Raw genomic sequence first — 21,771 nt, 5'->3', positions numbered from 1 at the left:
TCGCTTCTCGCGTCAAAGCCGCTCAAAGCCCCGCACCCTTTCCCAGTCCGTCACGGCCGCGTTGTACGCGGTGAGTTCGACGCGGGCGTTGTTGAGATAGTGCTCCACGACGTCGTCGCCGAACGCCGCACGGGCCACTTCGGACTTCTCGAACAGCGCCGCGGCCTCGGTCAGCGTGGTCGGAAGGCTTTCGGCGCCACTCGTATAAGCGTTGCCCTCGAACGGTTCCGGCAGTTCCAGCTCGTGCTCGATACCGTACAGGCCGCCGGCGATCAGCGCCGACACCGCGAGGTACTGGTTGACGTCGCCGCCGGGCGCGCGGCATTCCACCCGCATGCCCGGACCGTGCCCCACCACGCGCAGCGCGCACGTTCGGTTATCCATCCCCCACGCGATGGCCGTAGGCGCGAAGCTGCCCTCGGCGAATCGCTTGTAGGAGTTGATGTTCGGTGCATAGAACAGCGTCAGCTCACGCAGCGTCGCCAGCTGGCCGGCGATGAAGCTGCGGAACATCGTCGACATTCCGTCCGATGCGCCGGGGTCGGCGAACACGGGAACCTTCGGCTCGCCGTCCTCGATGCCGCGCAACGAAATGTGGATGTGACAGCTGTTGCCTTCGCGCTCATCGAATTTCGCCATGAATGTCAGGCTCTTGCCGTGCTGATCGGCAATCTCCTTGGCGCCGTTCTTGTAGATCGTGTGGTTGTCACACGTCACCCTCGCGTGGTCGTAGCGGAAGGCGATCTCCTGCTGCCCGAGGTTGCATTCGCCCTTCACGCCCTCGCAGTACATTCCCGCGCCGGTCATGCCGAGCCTGATGTCGCGAAGCAGCGGCTCCATTCGGGTCGACGCGTGCATCGCGTAGTCGACGTTGTAATCCGAGGCCGCCGTCATGTTCCGGTACCCCTTCGTCCACGCGTCGCGGTACGAATCCTCGAACACCATGAACTCGAGCTCGGTCCCCACGTAGGGCACCAGACCGAGCTCGGACAGCCGGTCGATCTGGCGGTTGAGGATGCTGCGTGGCGCCGGGGTCACCGGGTCGCCGTCGACGCGCTCCAGGTCTGCCATCACCAGCGCGGTGCCCGGCAGCCATGGCACGCGTCGCAGCGTCGAGAAGTCAGGCTTCATCACCATGTCGCCGTAGCCGGTTTGCCAACTCGACATCGCGTAGCCGTCGACGGTGTTCATGTCGACGTCGACGGCCAACAGGTAGTTGCAGCACTCCGCCCCATGCTCAGCGACGTCTTCGACGAACAATCGCGCCGACACCCGCTTGCCGGTGAGCCGCCCCTGCATATCGCAGAACGCCAGGATGACGGTGTCGATGTCCCCGTTGGCCACCAGCTTTTCGAGGTCGGCTTGCGACAACATGCCGGGGTTCTGGCTCATTGCGGAACCTTCCTCTCGAGTACCGACGATGACGGGCAGCCAACCATTGGAATTTGCTCGGCGGGGCCTTCTCGGTATTCCTTAACAGAAATGTCATTGCAAAGGTAGGACAGCCGACCAATGGCACTCTATTGTCCCTACTCAGTGAGCGCGAGTCCCGTCCCACTGCAAGCCGCGAAGCGCTCGAGAATCGCGAAGGAGAACCCGCCGTGCCAGAAGGTCACGAATATCTCAATGAGGACGAACGACATCTCGCCAGCCTCGGCTACGTCCAGGAACTGAACCGGTCGTGGTCGGGCTTCTCGAACTTCGCCATCTCGTTCTCGATCATCTCGATCCTGGCGGGCTGCTTCACCTCCTTCGGCCTCGGCTGGAACAACGGCGGCCCCGCCGCGATCGCCTGGGGTTGGCCGATCGTCTCGGTGTTCATCCTCATCATCGGGTTGTGCATGTCCGAACTCGTGTCGGCGTATCCGACATCGGGCGGAATCTATTGGTGGGCAGCCAAACTCGGCGGCCCCAAGGCCGGTTTCTACACCGGCTGGCTCAATCTGATCGGATTGATCGCCATCTTGGCCTCGGTGGCGTACGGCTGCGCGACGTTCCTCGACCTCACGCTCGGCACTTTCAGTGAGACCTGGCTCGCGGGATACAGCCTGACTCGGACGTTCGTGCTGTTCGTGATCATCCTGGCCATCTCGGCGACCATCAACATCTTCTCGTCGCACTTGCTCGCCGTCATCAACAACATCTCGGTCTGGTGGCACGTCGCGGGCGCGGCGACGGTGATCCTGATCCTCTGGCTGCTGCCCGAACAGCACGCCAGCTTCTCGGACGTATTCGCCAAGACCATCAACAACAGCGGGATGTTCGGCGGCGAGATGTCCGGAATCGGTGTATTGCTGTTCGTGCTGCCGATCTCGGCGATCCTGACGCAGTACACGATCACCGGCTACGACGCATCGGCGCATCTGTCCGAGGAGACCAAGAGTGCGGCAGACGGTGCAGCCAAGGGCATTTGGCGGTCCATCTTCTACTCGGCGATCGGCGGCTGGATCCTGCTGTTGACGTTCCTGTTCGCCGTCAACGACTCCGATGCGGTGTCCGCAGGCGGTGGTGCGGTCGTCGGGATCTTCAACCAGGCGCTGGACTCGCAGTGGGTCGCGATCATCCTGCTGATCTCGACGGCCGGGCAGTTCTTCTGCACCACGGCGTGCCAGACGAGCGCGTCGCGGATGTTGTTCGCGTTCAGCCGCGACCGTGCGGTTCCCGGCCACCAGCTGTGGTCGAAGGTGAGCAAGAACAAGATTCCCGCCAACGGTGTCATCGTCACCGCAGTCCTCGCGGCCACGATCACGCTCCCCGCGCTCGTCGAGGTCGACATCAACGGCGCCCCGGTCCCGGTGGCCTTCTTCGCGGTGGTCTCGATCGGCGTCGTCGGCCTGTATCTGTGCTTCGCGGTGCCCATCTACCTGCGCTGGCGGATGGGCGACGAGTTCAAGGTGGGTCGGTGGAACCTGCGGGGCCACCACAAGTGGATGGCTCCCGTCGCTGTCGTCGAGATCATCATCACCTCGATCATCGCGATGTTCCCGACATCCTCGGGCGGTGTGCCGTGGGGGGACGCCTTCGAGTGGAAGTACGTCAACTACACCCCGCTTCTGGTCGGCGGCGTGCTGATCCTGCTCTACATCTACTGGCACGTGTCGGTGAAGAAGTGGTTCACCGGCCCGATCAAGCAGGTAGACGAAACGGGTGAACAGTTGGAGGGTGTTTCCTAGCTCACACGTCGCTGAGGTGGCGACCAGGTTTCCCATCCGTCAACTCGGGTAGAGTTCCATGCGTGTGCGGAGCCACCGGCGAGGTGCGACTCGACGGCCATTCACCTGATATCACCGCGGTCTCGGCCATGGCCGAGGCCATGGAGCGGCGGGGTCCTGACGCCGCAGGCGTGTGGTCGCAGGGCAGGGTCGCGCTGGGTCATCGTCGCCTGAAAATCATCGATCTGTCCGAGGCCGGCGCGCAGCCGATGGTCGACTCCGAACTCGGGCTGGCCATTGCGTGGAACGGCTGCATCTACAACTACAAGCAGTTGCGCCGCGAGCTGAGCGAGCAGCACGGGTACCGCTTCTTCTCGCACAGCGACACCGAGGTGTTGCTCAAGGCCTACCACCACTGGGGCGACCGTTTCGTCGACCGCCTCTACGGCATGTTCGCGTTCGCGATCGTCGAACGCGACAGCGGACGGGTGCTGCTCGGCCGCGATCGGCTGGGCATCAAACCGCTGTATCTCACCGAGGACGCATCGCGGATCCGGTTCGCGTCGTCACTGCCCGCACTGCTCGCCGGCGGCGGCGTCGACACCCGCATCGATCCGTTGGCGCTTCATCACTACCTGTCGTTCCACTCCGTCGTCCCGCCGCCGCGGACGATCTTGCGCGGCGTGAGCAAGGTGCCGCCCGCGACCCTGGTCGCGATCGAGCCCGATGGCCGGCGCACGACGACCACGTACTGGGAACCCGACTTCACCCCGCACGCCGATCGCGCCGACTGGTCCGAACGTGACTGGGAGGACGCGGTTCTGGAGTCACTGCGCGTCGCGGTCGACCGCCGGCTGGTCGCCGATGTGCCCGTCGGATGCCTGCTCTCCGGCGGGGTCGACTCCAGCCTGATCGTCGGACTGCTCGCCGAGGCGGGCCAGCATGGTCTGGCGACCTTCTCCATCGGCTTCGAGTCGGTGGGCGGCGTGGCCGGCGACGAGTTCACGTACTCCGACATCATCGCCGAGCGATTCGGCACCGACCACCATCAGATCAACATCGGCACCGACCGGATGCTGCCCGCGCTCGACGGCGCGATCGGCGCCATGAGTGAGCCGATGGTCAGCCACGACTGCGTCGCGTTCTATCTGCTCAGCCAAGAAGTGGCCAAGTACGTCAAGGTGGTCCAGTCCGGGCAGGGCGCCGACGAGGTGTTCGCCGGCTACCACTGGTATCCGCCGATGGCCGACGCCACCTCGCTGGACAGTGCGGTGGCCAGCTATCGCGCCGCGTTCTTCGACCGTGACGCCGCCGGCGTCGCCGCACTCGTCTCGTCGGACTATCTCGTGGAAAGCGACCCCAGCGGGGAGTTCGTCACCGAGCACTTCGCGCACCGCGGCGCGGCCACCGGCATCGACCGCGCCCTTCGGCTCGACACCACGGTGATGCTGGTGGACGACCCGGTCAAGCGTGTCGACAACATGACGATGGCCTGGGGCCTGGAGGGCCGGGTGCCATTCCTGGATCACGAGCTCGTCGAGTTGGCCGCCACGTGCCCACCCGCGCTGAAAATCGCACACGACGGCAAGGGCGTGCTCAAGCAGGCTGCCCGACGGGTGATCCCCGCCGAAGTCATCGATCGTCCCAAGGGTTACTTCCCGGTGCCGGCGCTGACCCACCTGGAGGGTCCGTACCTCGAGCTGGTGCGCGATGCGCTCTACGCTCCGGTCGCCAAGGAACGCGGGCTGTTCCGTCCCGATGCGGTCGACCACCTGCTGGCCGACCCGAACGGTCGCCTGACCCCGCTGCGGGGCAACGAACTCTGGCAGCTCGGATTGCTGGAACTGTGGCTGCAGCGCCACGGGATCAACGGGACGGCGGCGTGACCGCCTTGAACCCCGAAAGCACCGAAGCGATCACTCTCGGCCTGCACGACGCGTCGCCCCAACACTTGGTCGACGCGATGGCCGACGACGTGGCCGTCGAAATGGGCTGGGGCCGACTGATATTCGGGCAGACGTTCGCGGACCCGGCGAAGCTCGCCGAGGTGTTGCGGCAAGAGGGGCATGGTCGTCGCGACATCTGCATGTACGCCCGAGAGCCACACGTCCTCGTCGCGATGGCGCCCGCCGAGTTGTTCATCGACCCCAGTCACACCTATCGGCTGCGGTTCTCCGACGACAACGCGCAGCGCACGGCGCCCACCGGGTTCACCGTCCGGTCGCTGGAGCGTCCCGAGGAGGCCGAGGACATCAACCGGGTCTACATGCGCTGCGGAATGGTGCCCGCACCCGTCGAGGTGCTGTGGGACAACAGCGAAGACCGCGATGCGCTCGACTACCTGGTGGCGGTACGCGACGACGACGGATCGTTGGTCGGCACCGTCACCGGGGTCGACCACAAGCGGTTGTTCGACGACCCGGAGAACGGTTCGAGCCTGTGGACGCTGGCCGTCGATCCGACGACCAGCCTGCCGGGTGTCGGCGCGGCACTCACCCGCGCGCTGGCCGCGCTGTACCGCAAACGTGGCCGGGCCTACATGGACCTGTCGGTGGCGCACGACAACGATGCCGCCATCGGCCTGTACGAGAAGCTGGGTTTCGAGCGCGTTCCGGTCATGGCCGTCAAACGGAAGAACGCGATCAACGAACCGCTGTTCACCCATCCCCCGGAGACCGTCGACGATCTGAACCCGTATGCGCGGATCATCGCCGACGAGGCGATGCGCCGCGGGATCTGGGTCGAGGTCCTCGACGCGGGAGCCGGCGAGATGCGCCTGTCACATGGCGGTCGCAGTGTCATCACGCGGGAGTCGTTGTCGGAGTACACCTCCGCGGTGGCGATGGCACGATGCGACGACAAGAGGCTGACCCGACGTCTGGTGTCCGAGGCCGGGATCCTGGTGCCCAAGGGACGTCTGGCCACATTCGACGAACACGACCACGCCTTCCTCGAAGAGGTCGGCGACGTCGTCGTCAAACCGACCCGCGGGGAGCAGGGCAAGGGCATCACCGTCGGGGTCAACAGCACCGACGAGTTGGACGCGGCCCTGGCGCGGGCGCGGGAAGAGCACCCGAACGTGCTGATCGAGCAGCGCGCACCCGGCGACGATCTGCGGTTGGTGGTGATCGACGGCAAGGTGGTGGCCGCTGCACTACGCAAGCCCGCCGAAATCATCGGCACCGGCCACCACACGATTCGCGAACTCATCGAGGCGCAGAGCCGACGCCGCGCGGCCGCCACCGGCGGCGAATCGCGCATTCCGATGGACGAGGTCACCGAGGCGACGGTCGCCGAGGCGGGCTTCTCGTTCGACGACGTACTGCCCGAAGGGCGCACCCTGCGCGTACGTCGAACGGCGAACCTGCATCAGGGCGGCACGATCCACGATGTGACCGCGAAGGTGAACCCGCATCTGAGCGAGGTCGCCGTGAAGGCCGCCGACGCGATCGGCATTCCGGTGACCGGCATCGACCTGTTGGTTCCCGACGTCACCGCACCCGACTACGTGTTCATCGAAGCCAACGAGCGTCCCGGGCTGGCCAACCACGAGCCCCAGCCCACCGCAAAGGCTTTCGTCGACTTCCTCTTCCCGGGCAGTCCCGCGTTGCCGCAGGCCTGGACACCCGACGAGGTGCCCACCGGCTAGACCTACCAGGTGCTCGTGCGCATCACGATCTCGGCGGCGAGCTGCGCCGTGGACTCCTGAGCATTGCGCCTGCCGAGTAGGTCGACCATCCGGTAGTCGCCGTACACGTAGCGCTGGCTGGCTTTGGCCACCGCGCGTGCGGCGGGCGTACTGACCAACGCAGTGGTGTTCATTTCCACCGGCGGGCAATGGTCGTCGCGGACCACACCGGAGGGGTCGGCGACGCGCGGGTGGCCGCGGTCGATCACCACCAGCCCGATGAACCGGTCCAACCGCGTCGCAGCGAGCTCCCATGCCAATTCCCCGCCGACGCGGTCACCGACCAACAACGCCCACTTCACGTCGAGCGCGTCGAGGACCTCGATCACCGTCTTGGCGGTCAGCCGCGGGTCCGGTGCGATGACCACAGTTCGCAGGGACGCGGTGTGCAGCCGTTGACATACCGGTTCGTACGCCGCGGGTGCATGGTGGGCGGCACCGAGGACCACGACGACGGACCCTTTTTCGGGGCCGCCCACGTCGACGGACACACCGAACCCGTCGACGGTGACTGTGGTCGGCGGCATTTCGCCACGCTACAGGCGGTCACCTGAGAGCGGGTCGTTTTCGCCTTGAGCAAACACGGTGTTCACGCAGATTGTGCGCGCTGGGCCTGCTTTGCCGTTGTCTCCAGAAACGTTTGCGGCAGCGAACCTTTGACGGGGATCGACGAGTTGGGTGTCGGGAAAGCGACTCCGAACACCGCGGTGTTCCCGATGTTCTCGAACGAGAAGTAGACGCTGTCCGTTTGGCCTCTCAACCGCATGGTCTGCTCGTATACGAGCGCGTCGGCGCGCGACGTCTGCAGTCGCGTCGTCGTCATCGGTATGCCGGGCGTCGACGAATCGAAGAACGTCTCGTACTTTGCGCACCGATCGGCGACCGCCGCCAACTTCTCGAGGTCCAGTCGCCACGTCAACACCGTGATGACCATCCGAGCGCCGTCATAGGCGACGAGGTACTCAGCGGCGCTTCCGGGTCCGCGCTCGGCCGAATCGGCGATCGCCCGCGTCAGCCCCTCCGAGCAGCCCTCCGGGCGCGACAGCATTGCAGGCGGCGCGCCCGCGCCGTCGGCCTGGCCGGGCTCGCGGTTGATGCGTTCGAACTGCACGCCCGATGGGAAGTCGGCGGGGGTGAGCAGCACGTTCTCGAGCCGGGCGCCGGGCCAGGTCGCCGTGCCCGCAATCGGGTGGGCGCAGCTACCCACCAGCAGTGCCGTGGCGAAGAGGACCAGCATATTGCGCCAGGTCATGGAGCCAGCCTAGTGGCGATCGACGGCAGTTTCGGCGGACCGTTGTGCAGCAAGGCGACCACGGCGTCGACGTCGACGTGGCTGGTGATCAGGTCGGCCATCACGTCGAGTTGGGCGTCGCGGCGCGCGCGGACGTCGACGTCGCGGGCGACGACGAATTCACTTCGCCCTGCGGCGGCCGCGACCTCGTTGAGCCATTGCCGTCGCACATCGTCGTTGTCGAGCAGGCCGTGCCAATGGGTGCCGTATACGTCGCCGTTGCGAATCCCCACGCCCAGCCAGTCGTCTTCGGTTGAGCGGCTGAGGAGACCGTGGTGAATTTCGTAGCCGTGCAACGGGGCTTCGTGGTGGCGCAACGTTTTCACGGGTGCGAACGCGATGTCGGCGTCGAGCAGCGCGAGCCCGTCGACGGTGCCCGCCTCCGACTCCACGGTGTCGTCGATGCGACGGCAGAGCATCTGGAATCCGCCGCACACGCCGAGCACGGGCTTTCCCAGTCGGCTGTGCGCCTGGATGGCGTCTGCCAGGCCGCGCTCCCGCAACCACGTCAGGTCGGCGACGGTGGCCTTGCTACCGGGGATGACGACGACGTCGGCGTCTGCCAGGTCGGCGGGGTCCCCTGCCCAGCGCACCAGCACTCCGGGCTCGCAGGCCAGGGCCTCGACGTCGGTCGAGTTGGAGATGCGCGGCAGCCGGACGGCGGCGACTCGCAGCCAGTCCTGCCCGCGGGGGCGCTGCGGATCGCCGACCACGCGATGGGTGAGCACGGAAACGGAATCCTCGGCGTCCATCCACAGCCCCTCGCTGTATGGGATCACGCCATAGGTCGGTCGGCCGGTCAGCTCCTGCAGCTGCGTGAGGCCCGGCGCCAGCAGTGCGGGGTCGCCGCGGAACTTGTTGACGAGGAACCCGCAGATGAGTCGCTGATCGTCGGGTTCGAGCACGGCGACCGTGCCGTACAGATGGGCCAGCAGTCCGCCGCGGTCGATGTCGCCGACGACCACGACCGGCAGCTGCGCGGCACGGGCCAGCCCCATGTTCGCGATGTCGGTCGCGCGCAGGTTGATCTCGGCGGGCGAGCCGGCGCCTTCAACTATCACGACATCGAAGTCTGTTCTCAGAGATCGCAATTCGTCGGCAACCACGGTCGCCAGCTGTTCGCGGTGGGTGAAATAATCCCCGGCGCCCACAGTGTCCACCGCTATTCCGCGGACCACCAGTTGCGAGGTGCGGTCGCTGCCCGGTTTGAGCAGCACCGGGTTGAAACGCACGCTCGGAGCCAAGCCCGCCGCGCGGGCCTGCATGGCCTGGGCCCGGCCGATCTCCCCGCCCTCGACCGTAACCGCAGAATTGTTCGACATGTTCTGCGCCTTGAAGGGGGCGACGCGAATCCCCTTGCGGACCAACAGGCGACACAGCCCCGCGACGACCATGGACTTGCCGGCGTCGGAGGTGGTGCCGGCCACGAGCAGCGCTCCGCTCATGACACCGGGTGTGAACTCACTGCGAAAATTCGGCCGAAAAGTCGCAGTGGTTTCACACCCGCGAAGTGTCCAGTCACAACTGGGTCAGGATCTCGGCGCCGTCCTCGGTGACCACCAGCGTGTGCTCGAACTGCGCGGTCCACTTCTTGTCCTTGGTCGCGACGGTCCAGTCGTCGTCCCAGATCTCGTAGTCCAACGCACCGAGGTTGATCATCGGCTCGATCGTGAACGTCATTCCCGGTTCGAGCACCGTCTGCACGGCGGGTTGGTCGTAGTGCAGCACCACCAGGCCGTTGTGGAATGTGGTGCCGATGCCGTGGCCGGTGAAGTCACGAACCACGTTGTAGCCGAACCGGTTTGCGTACGACTCGATGACACGGCCGACGACCGACAGGGCACGTCCCGGCTTGACGGCCTTGATCGCGCGCATGGTGGCCTCTTGGGTGCGCTCGACGAGCAGCCGGTGCTCCTCGGACACGTCCCCCGCCAGGAAGGTGGCGTTGGTGTCGCCGTGGACACCGTCGATGAAGGCGGTGACGTCGATGTTGACGATGTCGCCGTCCTCGATCACGGTCGAGTCGGGGATGCCGTGGCAGATGATCTCGTTCAGTGAGGTGCAGCAGGACTTCGGGTAGCCCTTGTAGCCCAGCGTCGACGGGTAGGCGCCGTGGTCGATCATGTACTCGTGCGCAATGCGGTCGAGCTCGTCGGTGGTGACGCCCGGCGCGACGGCCTTACCCGCCTCGGCCAGCGCCGCGGCGGCGATGCGTCCGGCGACGCGCATCTTCTCGATCACCTCGGGGGTTTGCACCCACGGCTCGCTACCCTCCTGCGCGGTCGCCTTACCCACGTATTCGGGGCGCACGATCGAGCGGGGCACGGGCAGCGTCGGTGACACCACGCCGGGACGAAGGGCGGTACGAACAGGCATGACGCCAGAATAGTCGGCGGCGGCCACTACATTCGACGGTCATGACCATCGACGAGGTAGACGAGCAGTTCGCCGCCCGATTCGCCGAACAGTTCGCCGCGACGTGGCGCACACCCGATCTGGCCAAGCACGAGGCGCTATGGAGCGAGGACATCGTGCTGACCCAGCCGATGATGGGCACCCTTCGCGGCAAGCAGGCCTGCCGCGAGGCATTTCAGCGACTGTTCGCCCTGATTCCCGACCTGCATGCCGACGTGCATCGCGTCGGTCATGGCGGTCACGAGGTGTTCATCGAGTTCACGCTCAGCGGCACATACGGCGGCAAGCCCATCGCCTGGGACGCCGTCGACCGGTTCACCTTCACCGACGGCCTTGTCGCCGAACGAGTTTCCTATTTCGATTCGACGCCGCTCATCGGCAAGCTCGTCGGCCGCCCGGCCGGGTGGGAGCGGCTGGTGCGCACCGGCACTCAGCTGTTCAAGCGGTGATCTGACTAGTCGACGCGCAGCGCCGACAACGCCGACCGCACGCGGACAGGCAGCGATCCGCCGTGCAGCAGCCAGTCGTCCAGTGCGATCCGCACCGAGGCCATGGCCAATGCACCGATGAGCCTCGGCCGCGGGTCGTCGGCGGTCAGATCACCGATACGCGGGGCCACCAAGTCCGCGATGACGGCCTCGTAGCGCAGATAGATCTGCAGCGTCCACGCGCTGAGCGCGGGCGATGACCGGGTCAATATGGCCAGGTCACGGACCTGGGCGCTGATCGCCTCGAAGCCGTCACCCAGGTCGCCGAACCCCGCGATCACCGCGTCGCTCGCCGACAACCCCGCAGGCTGCTTGGCGATGACCGCCGTGATCGCATCCAGCCACCGCGTTGTCATCCCCTCGGCGACGGCGTCCTCCTTTGAGCTGAAATACCGGAAGAACGTCGCGCGCCCGACCTCGGCCGCCGCCGCGATCTGCTCGACCGTCACCCCGGCCAGGCCGTTTTCGGCGACTCGCTGTGCCGCCGCCGTCGCGATGCGGGATCGCGTGGCCCGCTGCCTGCGGACCGTCAGACTTTCCCGCGAATTCTCTGGTGAGACGACGTCCATGATGAGACTATGTCTCACTGTGGACATCGATGGCAACACGGCCGCGCCGAAAACCCTGGAATCCTGGCAGTTGGTTCAACAGATGCTGGCCGACCTCACCAAGTCGGTGACCGCGGACGCAATCGACGAGCGGGAGCTCATCGAGGGCCTTCAGGTCGTCGCGAAGATCATCGGACTGTGCTCGGAACTGTCCGTCCAGGCCGACCCCGAACGTCCGGCATTCTTCGACATGTGCTCCGACACCCGGATGATCGGGGGCCCCAACCCCGACGGCCGCTACCTGTTGGCGATGATCCGCGGCGATCGCGCCTACCGCGTCACCGGCACCCGCGGCACCACCGCCTACCTCGGCTACCAAGTGCTTGCCGGCACCGGCCTGACGCCACGACGCATGTCGGGATACGTCAGCGACACCGACCTCGTACTCGACTCCGGCAGGTTCGAATTGCTGTTCTCCCCCACCGAGCCGTCGGGCCAAGTGCTCGGTTCGGCCCAATGGGTGTCCATCCCGGAGGACGCCTCGTCGATCGTCGTCCGCGAGTACATCGGCGACTTCGCGATCGAAGAGCCCGCCACCATGCATATCGAATCCCTCGATCCCGATCCGCTGCGGCCGATCACCGATGACGTTGCTGCACAACAGTTCACCGCGATGGCATGGACGATCGTCAAGCTGGCCACGATGCACCGCACGATCAAACCCGAACTGCTCGACCAGCCGAACAAACTGATGACCGCCGAGGCCGCCGAACTCGGTGGCGCGGACACCACACCCGACAACCTCTACATGATCGGCACCTTTGGGCTCGAGCCCGACGAGTCGCTCGTACTCGAGATCCAGCCACCCAACACGCGGTACTGGAACGTGACGCTGGAGAGCATCTGGCACGAGTGCCTGGAGCCTCGGCATCGCCATAGCTCCGTCACCAACAAGGGGGTCGCGCCGGGCGACAACGGTACCGTGCGAATCGCCATCGGGGCCAAAGACTTCGGTCACGGCCACTGGCTGGATACCGGCGGTCGGCGCCGCGGCTTCATCGTGCTGCGGTGGCTCGACAACCCCGCCCCGCCGGACGTCCAGACCAGCGTCCGGCACGGCGGGGACGTGTCGTGAGCGGCGAGCGTTTCCAGCCCGGCCTGCTCGTCGAGCAGGCGTGCGAGATGGCGGCCAGCGACGACTTCGGCGGCGACGACAGCTGGCGCGAAGGGCTGAACCTGTTGTGCGACGGACTGGTCACCGAGGCACGCCTGAACGATCTCGGCGTCGAGATCGCGGTGCTCGACATCATCCGGCCCATGGTCAGCCGACTGCAGATCACCAAGTGGCGCAAGGAGAATCCCGCCGTCGCCGCGCAGCAGATCAGCAGGCCCATATTCATCGTCGGGCAGCCACGCACCGGCACCACCATCCTGTTCGACCTCCTCGCGCAGGACCCCGAGCTGCGGCCCCCACTGACCTGGGAGGTGGACAACCCACACCCCCTGCCCCGGCCGGAGACGTATGCCACTGACCCCCGCATCGCCGAAACCCAGGCGAGCATCGAGATGTCAGAGCAGATCGTTCCCGGGCTCCTGGCGTTCCATCCGATGGGCGCGCTTCATGGCCAGGAATGCGTACGGATCACCGCGGGACAGTTCTGCAGCATGATCTTCTCCGTGCAGTACCGCCTGCCGACGTACTACCGGTGGCTCCTGTACGACGCCGACCACCGGCCTGCCTATCGCTATCACCGAACGTTCCTGCAGCACTTGCAATCCGGGGTGCCCGGCGGGGCCTGTTTCTGGCTGTTGAAGTCGCCCGCGCATCTGTGGCAGCTCGACGCGCTGGTCGCCGAATATCCCGACGCGCTCATCGTGCAGAACCACCGCGACCCGCTCAACGTGATCTCGTCGATCAGCGCACTGACCCACCACCTGCGTCGTCTCGCATCCGACGACAGTTCGATCACCGACTGCGCAGGGCAGTCATGCGAAGAGATCGTGGTCGGCCTCGAACGGGGGATGAAACTGCGGGATTCAGAGGCGCTGGCCGGACATCGGATCGTGGACGTACAGTTCGCCGATTTCGTCCGCGACCCGTTCGCCACCATTCGCGCGCTGTATGCCGAACTCGGACGCGAACTTTCGCCCACGGCCGAGCAGAAGATGCGCGCGTTCCTGGCCGCTCACCCCGGCGATGGTGGCGGTGGCCGCTACACGTGGGACGACACGGGGCTTGACGCCGGAGCGGTGCGTGAGCAGGTGCGCGAATATCAGCAGCGGTTCGGGGTCCCCGACGAGCCGCTCAAGTGATACGCCCGAAACGCAAGCCTTTGCGTGGCCCACGAATGTCGACGGACCCGCAGACCACCTTTCCGGTGAGGATGACGTGCGGATTGCCTTCGGCGGGTGCGTCCTTGCGGTGATCGTGAGCGCTGCCGACGACCACCTCGACGTCGTCGATCGATGCGCTGGCGCCGTCGGGCAGCCGAAGGTCGAGCCCACCGAACTTCAGGTCGAGTTCCACCACGACGATGGACCCCGCGAAGCGCGCCTTGGTCAGGTCGAGGTCAACCGAGCCGACCCGCCGATGTAACGCCAACCGCGTCGGCACGATCCACTCCCCCTGGCGCTTGAGCGAGCCGAGCACGCCCCGCAACTCCACGCGGTCGGTGGCCGTCGTGACGATTGCGCCAGGTCCAGGCAGATCACCGACGAGGTTGTCGAGGTCGGTGTGCAGCCGCGCACTCGACACCAGCGCCGAGCGCTCTTCGAATTCGTCGATGTCGATCAACCCGAGGGCGACGGCGTTGTGCAGCCGGCGCAACGTCCCGTTGCGATCCGCATCGGAGATGCGCATCGCTGCCTGCGCGTCGGAGATGCGCATCCCACGTTGGTCATCGAGCCCTGTCATAACGGTTCAACGGTACCGCCGCGGCCGGTTGGGATCGAACCCGTGCGGGCTCAGGCCAGGTAGCTCGGCGGCAGCGAGTCGAACATCAACTTGAGCATCCGCACCGCGTACTCCGAGGATCCGCCGCCGACGATCAGCGCCGCGAACGCCATGTCACCGCGGTACCCGGCGAACCACGAATGCGAGCCACCCGCGAACTCCGCCTCCCCGGTCTTACCCCGCACGTCACCCGCGCCCTGGAGATCCTTGGCGGTGCCGTTGGTGACAACCAACCGCATCATCGGCCGCAAGCCGTCGAGAATCTTCGGACTTATCGGCGTCAGGTCACCGGTGACCTGGGTATGGCGGCCTTCGATCAGTTGTGGCACAGGCGTTTTCCCGGCTGCGACCGTCGCTGCGGCCAGCGCCATGCCGAAGGGGCTGACGACGACCTTGCCCTGTCCAAAGCCGTCCTCGGTGCGTTCGGCGAGGTCCACCGTCGGCGGTACCGAGCCGGTGACGGTGGTCATACCCTCGATCGCGTAATCCGTGCCGATGCCGTACTTCGCGGCTGCCTGCGTCAACCCGCGCGGCGGCATCCGGCTCGCCAGTTCCGCGAAGGTCGTGTTGCACGAACTGGCGAACGCCCGCGACATCGGCACGGTGCCGAGATCGAACCCGCCGTAATTGGGCACGGTGCGATGGCCGATGTCCATGGTGCCCGGGCAGGGCAGCAGCGTATTGGGAGTGGCCATGTCACGCTCCATCGCCGCCCCCGCGGTGACCATCTTGAACGTCGACCCCGGCGGGTAGAGGCCCGTGGTGGCCAGCGGCCCCTGCGCGTTGGCCGAGGCGTTCTGCGAGACAGCCAGGATCTCGCCGGTGGATGGCTTGATCGCCACGATCATCGCGGGCTTGCCGGTGAAGTTGACGGCGTTCTGCGCGGCATTCTGCACGGCACGGTCGAGACTGATCGTGATCGATGGCGCCGGCTCGCCCGCCACCTCGTTGAGCACGTCGACGTCGACGTTGTTCTGATTGACGCTCACCACGCGCCATCCCGCTTGGCCGTCGAGCTCGTCGACCACCGCCTTCTTGACCTCGTTGACGATCGCGGGCGCGAATGTCTCATCGGTCGGCAGCAATTCGGCCTGCGCCGTGATCACCACGCCCGGCAGCGCTCCGATCGCGCCCGCCACCCGGTCGTGGTCGGACTGCCGAAGCGTGATCAGGTACATCGGCTTTTTCGACGAACTCGCCTGCTCGGCGAGGCGCTGCGGGCCCAGTGTGTTGTCGAACGGCCGCAGCGCATCGACGACCGCGCGCGACGTCGTCATCAGCGAACCGGCCGCCGCCTGCGCGTCGAGCGAGATGTTGTAGAGGTAGCCGGGCACCAGGACGTCGGTGCCGCCACGTTCGTTGACCGAGGCCCGTCGCGGCGGGTCGGCGCGCAGCGCCAGCGTCTGGTTCTCGCCGAGCTTCGGGTGCACCCCGGTGGCACTCCAGCGCACTTCCCAGCGGCCCTCGTTGCGGACCATGTTGAGCTGCCCGTCGTAGGTCCACGTGCGGTCCTTGGGCAGATGCCAGGTGTAGCGGTAGGCGACACTGCCGGTGTCCTCGGCGTACTTCGAGCTGAGGATCTGCGCGTCGAGGTGGGTTGCCTGCAGGCCGGCCCACGCATTGTTGAGCGCTTGGCGCGCATCCGCGGGTCGGTCGCTCAATTCGGCGGCGGCCCCGGTGTCCCCGGCGATCAACGCGGCGAAGAACTGCTCAGCCGTCGGCTCGGGCCCGTCGGGCTTGGGTGTACAGGCCGGCCCGAAGGCGATGACCACCGCCGCGACCATCAGGAGGGCGGTAACACGTGATACTGAAGTTGCCATTGAGGCAGATGTTACGAATCCGAGACCTCAAGATCGTGGAGGCGCGCAACGAATTCCACGAATTGATTTCGACGCGGGCTACGGGCCCGCTGCCGGAGCCCGCACCACCAACGGCACGGCAGGGAAAAAGGCGGCCATCTCCGAGCGCGACTTGCGAAGCACCGCGGTGCCGTAGCCCTGCTTGCGGTAGTCCGGGTGGATCCAGATCCGGACGTTGACCTCACCGGCCACAAGATCGCCGAAGACCATGCCGATCTTCTGCGGACCGTGGATCGCGACCAGCCATGCCGCATCCTCGGCGTCGACGCGCTGCAGCCCGGCCTGTATCTCGTGCTCGAGTTCTCCGGCGGGCGCCCGCGAACCGTCGCCCGCCTCCTGCACGTCGGCGGTGCGCGCGGCGAAGATGTCGCGATCGGCGTCGGCGGCGAAGGGCCGCAGCACGATGGCATCGACCCGCCTCGCGGGCTCACCCCTGGTGAAGGTCAGCTGATTGTTGAGGTCCTCGAGTTCGGCCGCGATTCTCCGGCGCGAAACCTTGGTGAGCCGATCGAAAGACAACCGCAGCACGGCCTCGGCAGCGGCGGTCGAAGTGCCGAGATGGCTTGCGATTGCCCCGATCGCGGCGTCGTAGTCCTCGGCTTTGACGACGACATCGAGGAGCTCGTGGCGCCGTTCGAGCGCGCGCATCAGCGCATCGGCGATCTCGCGGCGTTCGACTCTTGGATCGTCATCGGTCATTCCCCGAGCGTAGAGGCACCCGGAATCAGTCGAGCAGAACGGTCGCGAACGTGCCGACCTGTGTGAAGCCGATCCGGTCATAGGTGGCGCGGGCGACGGTGTTGAAGCTGTTCACGTACAGGCTCGCGGTGCGCCCACCGCGGACCACCGCCGCGGCCAGGGTCGCCGTCCCCGCGGTGCCGATTCCGTGGCCGCGCCAATCGGGATGGACCCACACGCCCTGAATCTGCCCGACGGACGGCGACTGGGATCCGACCTCCGCCTTGAAGACCACCTGGCCCCGTTCGAAGCGGGCCCACGCGCGGCCGGCGGCGATCAATCCCGCGACGCGGCGCCGGTAACCGCGGCCGCCGTCACCGATCCGCGGGTCGATGCCCACCTCGCCGATGAACATGTCGATGGCCGCGACCAGGTATGAATCGAGCTCGTCGGCGCGCACCTGGCGGACATTCGGGTCGATCGCGCAGATGGGCGGAGTGCTCAGCGCCATCAGCGGTTGATGCTCACGCACGTCGCGGGCCGCGCCCCAGGCATGCTCGAGCCGCTGCCACATCGGGAGCACCATCTCGGCGCGGCCGACCAAAGACGAGCAACGCCGAGCGGTGCTCATCGCCTTGTCGGCGAACGCGTACATGTCATCGACGCCGCCGCGCAGCGGGATCAGGTTCGCCCCTGCGTAACAGAGGGATTCGGTGGGGCGCCGACGGGTCCACAGCTCGCCGCCGATCGCCGCGGGCTCGATGCCGTGCTCGACCACGCGCGACGCCACCATGCAGCTGCCGACCGGATCCTCGTCCAGGACGCGGTACACCTCCCCCGCTTCGCGTACCAATGAAACCCGTCGTTCATCGACGCGGCGAAACAGCGGAGGAGCCGACATGGAGACTCTTTCTAACCGATCCGTGACGGTGCGGTGACCCCGATCCGATGTCGCCGCCGGAGCGGCTCCGTGCTCACAGGGCCATCCCTCAGCTTACGGTCACTACCGGCGAACCGCTGGCGTCTGATCCGGACGCCGGACCCATTTCTTCGGCGATTCGCATCGCCTCTTCGATCAGCGTCTCGACGATCAGGTGCTCGGGGACGGTCTTGATGACCTCACCCTTGACGAAGATCTGGCCCTTACCGTTGCCGGACGCCACGCCGAGGTCGGCCTCGCGCGCCTCACCCGGCCCGTTGACGACGCAGCCCATCACCGCGACGCGCAGCGGAATCTCCATGCCCTCCAGGCCCGCGGTCACCTCGTTGGCCAGGGTGTAGACGTCGACCTGCGCGCGGCCACACGACGGGCACGACACGATCTCCAGACCACGCGGCCGCAGATTCAGCGATTCGAGGATCTGGTTACCGACCTTGACCTCTTCGGCGGGCGGCGCGGACAGCGAGACACGGATGGTGTCGCCGATGCCCTTGGACAGCAGCGCCCCGAACGCGACGGCGGACTTGATGGTGCCCTGGAACGCCGGCCCGGCCTCGGTCACGCCAAGGTGCAGCGGGTAGTCGCTCTTGGATGCCAGCAGTTCGTAGGCCGCCACCATGACCACGGGGTCGTTGTGCTTGACGCTGATCTTGATATCGCCGAAGCCGTGCTCCTCGAACAGCGAGGCCTCCCAGAGCGCGGACTCGACCAGCGCCTCCGGCGTGGCCTTGCCGTACTTCTCCATGAATCGCTTGTCCAGGGAGCCGGCGTTGACGCCGATACGGATCGGAATGCCCGCCGCCCCTGCGGCTTTGGCGACTTCCCCGACCCGGCCGTCGAATTCCTTGATGTTGCCGGGATTCACGCGCACCGCCGCACAGCCCGCGTCGATTGCGGCGAAGATGTACTTGGGCTGGAAGTGGATGTCGGCGATGACGGGGATCTGCGATTTCTTCGCGATCGCGGGCAGCGCGTCGGCGTCTTCCTGTCGCGGGCACGCGACGCGCACGATGTCGCAGCCCGAGGCCGTCAGCTCGGCGATCTGCTGCAGCGTCGCGTTGATGTCGTGTGTCTTCGTGGTGCACATCGACTGCACCGCGATCGGATAGTCACTACCCACGCCGACGTCGCCCACCATGAGCTGGCGCGTCCTGCGGCGCGGGGACAGGGTCGGCGCCGGCGGCGCCGGTATCCCCAGACCAATGCTTTGGGTGGAGGCCACGACTTCTTCTCCTACTGGAACAACCTGATCGGGTTGACCAGGTCAGCGGTGACGGTCAGCAGCATGTATCCGACCACTACGAACAAAATGACGTAGGTGGCCGGCATCAGCTTGAGGTAGTTGACGGGTGCCGCGGCCACCTTGCCGCGCGCCGACCGGATCAAATTGCGGATCTTCTCGTACCACGCAACGGCGATGTGCCCGCCATCGAAGGGCAGCAGCGGCACCAGGTTGATCGCGCCAAGCACGAAGTTGAGCTGGGCCAGGAAGAACCAGAACGCGACCCACAGCCCGGCGTCCACGGTGTCGCCGCCGATGATGCTGGCGCCGACGACGCTGATCGGCGTCTCCGGGTCACGCTCCCCGCCGCCGATCGAGTGCACCAGCGCACCGATCTTGGTCGGGATCTTGGCCAGCGACTTGCCGAGTTCGACGGCCAGGTCCCCGGTGAACGCGAAGGTGGCCGGGACCGCAGACAACGGGTTGTACTGCGTCGGCCCGAAGTACGCGGCGGCGATGCCGATGGCGCCGACGGTCGAGGGCTGGTCGCTGTCGCCGGTGAACCGCTGCGTGCGGGTGACATCGACGACCGCGCTGGCGGGCTGTCCGTCCCGCTCGTAGACGACGGTGGTCGCTCCGGAGGCCTGCTGCAGTGCGGTCCTGGCTTCGTCGAAGGTGCTGACGGGCGTGTCGCCCACCTTGACGATCACATCGCCGGCGCGAATGCCGGCCTCGGCGGCCGGTCCGGGACCGGTGCAGTCAGCCACCTCGTCCTTGCTGATTTGCGCTGCGACACAACCGGTTTCACCGACGATGGCCTGGGTTGGCGGATGCAGGTTGGGCAGTCCCCAGATCACCGCGATGGCATAGATGAGCACGAGGCCGACGACGAAGTTCATGGCGGGGCCGGCGGCCAGCACGGCGGTGCGTTTCCACGTCTTCTGCCTGTACATCGCGTACTGCCGGTCCTCGGGTGCGATTTCGTCGACCGAGGTCATTCCCGCGATGTCGCAGAAGCCGCCCAACGGGATGGCTTTGACTCCGTACTCGGTTTCACCCAGCTTGTTGGGCCGCCGCGTCGACCAAAGCGTCGGTCCGAAGCCGACGAAGTAGCGACGCACCTTCATCCCGGTGGCGCGCGCCACCCACATGTGGCCGCATTCGTGCAGTGCAACCGACAAGAGGATGCACAACGCGAACGCGATGATGCCGAGCACGAACATCATTTGGTGAGTAGTCCTTTTCTTGAAATCTCCCGCTCGACTTGGCGCTTTGCCCGGTCGCGGGCCCAGCGCTGAGCATCGAGTACCTCATCCACGGTAGCGGGTTCAGCGGCCCACTGGTCGGCAGCACGCAGGACCTCGGCGATTGTTCCCACAATGGCCGGAAATCGGATGCTCCCTTCGAGGAAGGCGGCCGCGGCCTCCTCATTCGCTGCGTTGTACACCGCGGTGAGGCAACCTCCGCGCTGGCCGGCCTGCCTGGCGAGGTCGACGGCCGGAAACACCTCGTCATCCAGCGGCAGGAACTCCCAGGTCGAGGCGGTGCGGAAGTCGCAAGCCGACGCCGCGGCGGGCACCCGGGCCGGCCAGCCCAGTGCCAGCGCAATCGGCAGCTTCATATCGGGCGGGCTGGCCTGGGCCAGCGTCGAACCGTCGGTGAAGGTGACCATGGAGTGAACGATCGACTGCGGATGCACGACCACCTCGATGCGGGTGTAGTCGATGCCGAATAGCAGATGCGTTTCGATCAGTTCGAGGCCCTTGTTCACCAGGGTGGCCGAGTTGAGCGTGTTCATCGGGCCCATCGACCAGGTCGGGTGCTTGCCCGCCTGTTCGGGGGTGACGGAGTCGAGATCGCCTGCCGACCAGCCCAGGAAGGGCCCACCCGATGCGGTGAGCACGATTTTCGCGACTTCGTCTCCGGTGCCTCCGCGCAGGCACTGCGCCATCGCGGAGTGTTCGGAGTCCACGGGGACGATCTGGCCGGGTTTTGCCGCCTTGAGCACCAGCGGCCCGCCCGCGACCAGTGACTCCTTGTTGGCGAGCGCGAGCCTGGCGCCGCTGTTCAAGGCGGCCAGCGTGGGTTTGAGGCCGAGCGCGCCGACGAGTGCGTTGAGCACGACGTCCGCTTCGGTGTTCTCGACGAGGTGGGTGGCGGCGTCGGGTCCCGCATAGGTCACATCACCGACCTGCGCGGCGGATGCCTCGTCGGCAATGGCGACGTTCGTCACCCCGGTCTCGGCGAGCTGCTGGGCCAGTAGGCGCGGGTTGCCGCCACGCGCCGCCAGGCCCACGACCTCAAAGCGGTCCGGGTTGGCGGCGATGACCTCCAGCGCCTGGGTGCCGATCGACCCGGTACTCCCGAGGATCAGCACGCGCTGCCTGTTGGTCACCGAACCATTGTGACGCTCCGGGTATGCCACAGTCCCGTCCGCCGGGGCTGCGACCGCTCGACGGCGCCAAATGTGACGCAAATGTGACCACTCGGCGAGTCGGCAATCCGTGCGTCACGTCACATCGAATCCCCCTCGTCAA

Annotated in this window: 19 protein-coding genes; 6 read left to right on the top strand and 13 right to left on the bottom strand. The window is 66.4% G+C overall.

Annotated features, from left to right (window positions below):
- Window positions 1-12 precede the first annotated feature (12 nt).
- Window positions 13-1,392: a glutamine synthetase family protein gene (locus BST47_RS20675; protein ID WP_083127516.1), complete on the bottom strand. Its 1,380-nt coding sequence runs from the start codon at window positions 1,390-1,392 to the stop codon at window positions 13-15.
- Between the two features lie 209 nt (window positions 1,393-1,601).
- Between BST47_RS20675 and BST47_RS20670 the strand changes: the two genes are divergently transcribed.
- The 3 genes from BST47_RS20670 (at window position 1,602) to ngg (ending at window position 6,801) form a co-directional block, all read left to right on the top strand.
- On the top strand, window positions 1,602-3,173 hold the full coding sequence (locus BST47_RS20670) for an amino acid permease (RefSeq protein WP_083127515.1): 1,572 nt from the start codon (window positions 1,602-1,604) through the stop codon (window positions 3,171-3,173).
- 62 nt (window positions 3,174-3,235) lie between these two features.
- Window positions 3,236-5,038, top strand: coding sequence for an N-acetylglutaminylglutamine amidotransferase (locus BST47_RS20665; RefSeq protein WP_083127514.1), 1,803 nt, complete (start codon window positions 3,236-3,238; stop codon window positions 5,036-5,038).
- Window positions 5,035-6,801, top strand: coding sequence for an N-acetylglutaminylglutamine synthetase (ngg, locus tag BST47_RS20660; protein WP_107529035.1), 1,767 nt, complete (start codon window positions 5,035-5,037; stop codon window positions 6,799-6,801). Before BST47_RS20665 ends, ngg begins: the two co-directional genes overlap by 4 nt.
- A 2-nt stretch (window positions 6,802-6,803) precedes the next feature.
- Here ngg and BST47_RS20655 read toward each other — a convergent pair whose 3' ends face one another.
- The 4 genes from BST47_RS20655 to map form a co-directional block, all read right to left on the bottom strand.
- Entirely contained in the window at window positions 6,804-7,367 is a 564-nt protein-coding gene (locus BST47_RS20655) for an alpha/beta fold hydrolase (protein ID WP_083127512.1), read from the bottom strand.
- A 62-nt stretch (window positions 7,368-7,429) separates the two neighbouring features.
- Window positions 7,430-8,092: a hypothetical protein gene (locus BST47_RS20650; protein ID WP_083127511.1), complete on the bottom strand. Its 663-nt coding sequence runs from the start codon at window positions 8,090-8,092 to the stop codon at window positions 7,430-7,432.
- Entirely contained in the window at window positions 8,089-9,576 is a 1,488-nt protein-coding gene (locus BST47_RS20645; RefSeq protein ID WP_083127510.1) for a cobyric acid synthase, read from the bottom strand. Before BST47_RS20645 ends, BST47_RS20650 begins: the two co-directional genes overlap by 4 nt.
- A 73-nt stretch (window positions 9,577-9,649) precedes the next feature.
- Window positions 9,650-10,507 (bottom strand): type I methionyl aminopeptidase, encoded by an 858-nt coding sequence (gene map / locus BST47_RS20640; protein WP_083127626.1) that lies wholly within the window; start codon window positions 10,505-10,507, stop codon window positions 9,650-9,652.
- Window positions 10,508-10,548: 41 nt separating this feature from the next.
- On the opposite strand from map, the gene BST47_RS20635 reads away from it, so the two are divergent.
- Window positions 10,549-10,995, top strand: coding sequence for a nuclear transport factor 2 family protein (locus BST47_RS20635; protein ID WP_083127509.1), 447 nt, complete (start codon window positions 10,549-10,551; stop codon window positions 10,993-10,995).
- 5 nt (window positions 10,996-11,000) lie between these two features.
- Here the strand turns inward: BST47_RS20635 and BST47_RS20630 are convergent, their stop codons facing one another.
- A complete protein-coding gene (locus BST47_RS20630) occupies window positions 11,001-11,603 on the bottom strand; it encodes a TetR family transcriptional regulator (protein ID WP_083127508.1) in 603 nt (200 codons plus the stop codon).
- An 82-nt stretch (window positions 11,604-11,685) separates the two neighbouring features.
- Between BST47_RS20630 and BST47_RS20625 the strand changes: the two genes are divergently transcribed.
- A complete protein-coding gene (locus tag BST47_RS20625) occupies window positions 11,686-12,717 on the top strand; it encodes a DUF1214 domain-containing protein (protein WP_234809800.1) in 1,032 nt (343 codons plus the stop codon).
- 47 nt (window positions 12,718-12,764) lie between these two features.
- Entirely contained in the window at window positions 12,765-13,895 is a 1,131-nt protein-coding gene (locus tag BST47_RS20620; RefSeq protein ID WP_083127624.1) for a sulfotransferase family protein, read from the top strand.
- Here the strand turns inward: BST47_RS20620 and BST47_RS20615 are convergent.
- The 7 genes from BST47_RS20615 to dxr all read right to left on the bottom strand — a co-directional run bounded on the left by BST47_RS20615 (window position 13,888) and on the right by dxr (window position 21,629).
- Complete coding sequence (locus BST47_RS20615) at window positions 13,888-14,496, bottom strand: DUF1707 SHOCT-like domain-containing protein (protein WP_083127507.1); 609 nt, start codon at window positions 14,494-14,496, stop codon at window positions 13,888-13,890. The genes BST47_RS20620 and BST47_RS20615 overlap by 8 nt on opposite strands.
- A gap of 50 nt (window positions 14,497-14,546) precedes the next feature.
- Window positions 14,547-16,355: a penicillin-binding transpeptidase domain-containing protein gene (locus BST47_RS20610; protein ID WP_083127506.1), complete on the bottom strand. Its 1,809-nt coding sequence runs from the start codon at window positions 16,353-16,355 to the stop codon at window positions 14,547-14,549.
- Between the two features lie 78 nt (window positions 16,356-16,433).
- Complete coding sequence (locus BST47_RS20605) at window positions 16,434-17,093, bottom strand: GNAT family N-acetyltransferase (RefSeq protein ID WP_083127505.1); 660 nt, start codon at window positions 17,091-17,093, stop codon at window positions 16,434-16,436.
- Between the two features lie 25 nt (window positions 17,094-17,118).
- Entirely contained in the window at window positions 17,119-17,973 is an 855-nt protein-coding gene (locus BST47_RS20600; RefSeq protein WP_083127504.1) for a GNAT family N-acetyltransferase, read from the bottom strand.
- Window positions 17,974-18,061: 88 nt separating this feature from the next.
- Window positions 18,062-19,234, bottom strand: coding sequence for a flavodoxin-dependent (E)-4-hydroxy-3-methylbut-2-enyl-diphosphate synthase (gene ispG, locus BST47_RS20595; protein WP_083127503.1), 1,173 nt, complete (start codon window positions 19,232-19,234; stop codon window positions 18,062-18,064).
- Between the two features lie 11 nt (window positions 19,235-19,245).
- Window positions 19,246-20,460 (bottom strand): M50 family metallopeptidase, encoded by a 1,215-nt coding sequence (locus BST47_RS20590; RefSeq protein ID WP_083127502.1) that lies wholly within the window; start codon window positions 20,458-20,460, stop codon window positions 19,246-19,248.
- Window positions 20,457-21,629 (bottom strand): 1-deoxy-D-xylulose-5-phosphate reductoisomerase, encoded by a 1,173-nt coding sequence (gene dxr / locus BST47_RS20585; RefSeq protein WP_083127623.1) that lies wholly within the window; start codon window positions 21,627-21,629, stop codon window positions 20,457-20,459. Before dxr ends, BST47_RS20590 begins: the two co-directional genes overlap by 4 nt.
- Window positions 21,630-21,771 lie beyond the last annotated feature (142 nt).

The sequence above is a fragment of the Mycolicibacterium tusciae genome (genome assembly GCF_002086795.1).
GTDB classification, from domain to species: domain Bacteria; phylum Actinomycetota; class Actinomycetes; order Mycobacteriales; family Mycobacteriaceae; genus Mycobacterium; species Mycobacterium tusciae.
Note: the sequence above shows the minus strand (reverse complement) of the source record. Positions and strands in the feature narration are given on the sequence as shown.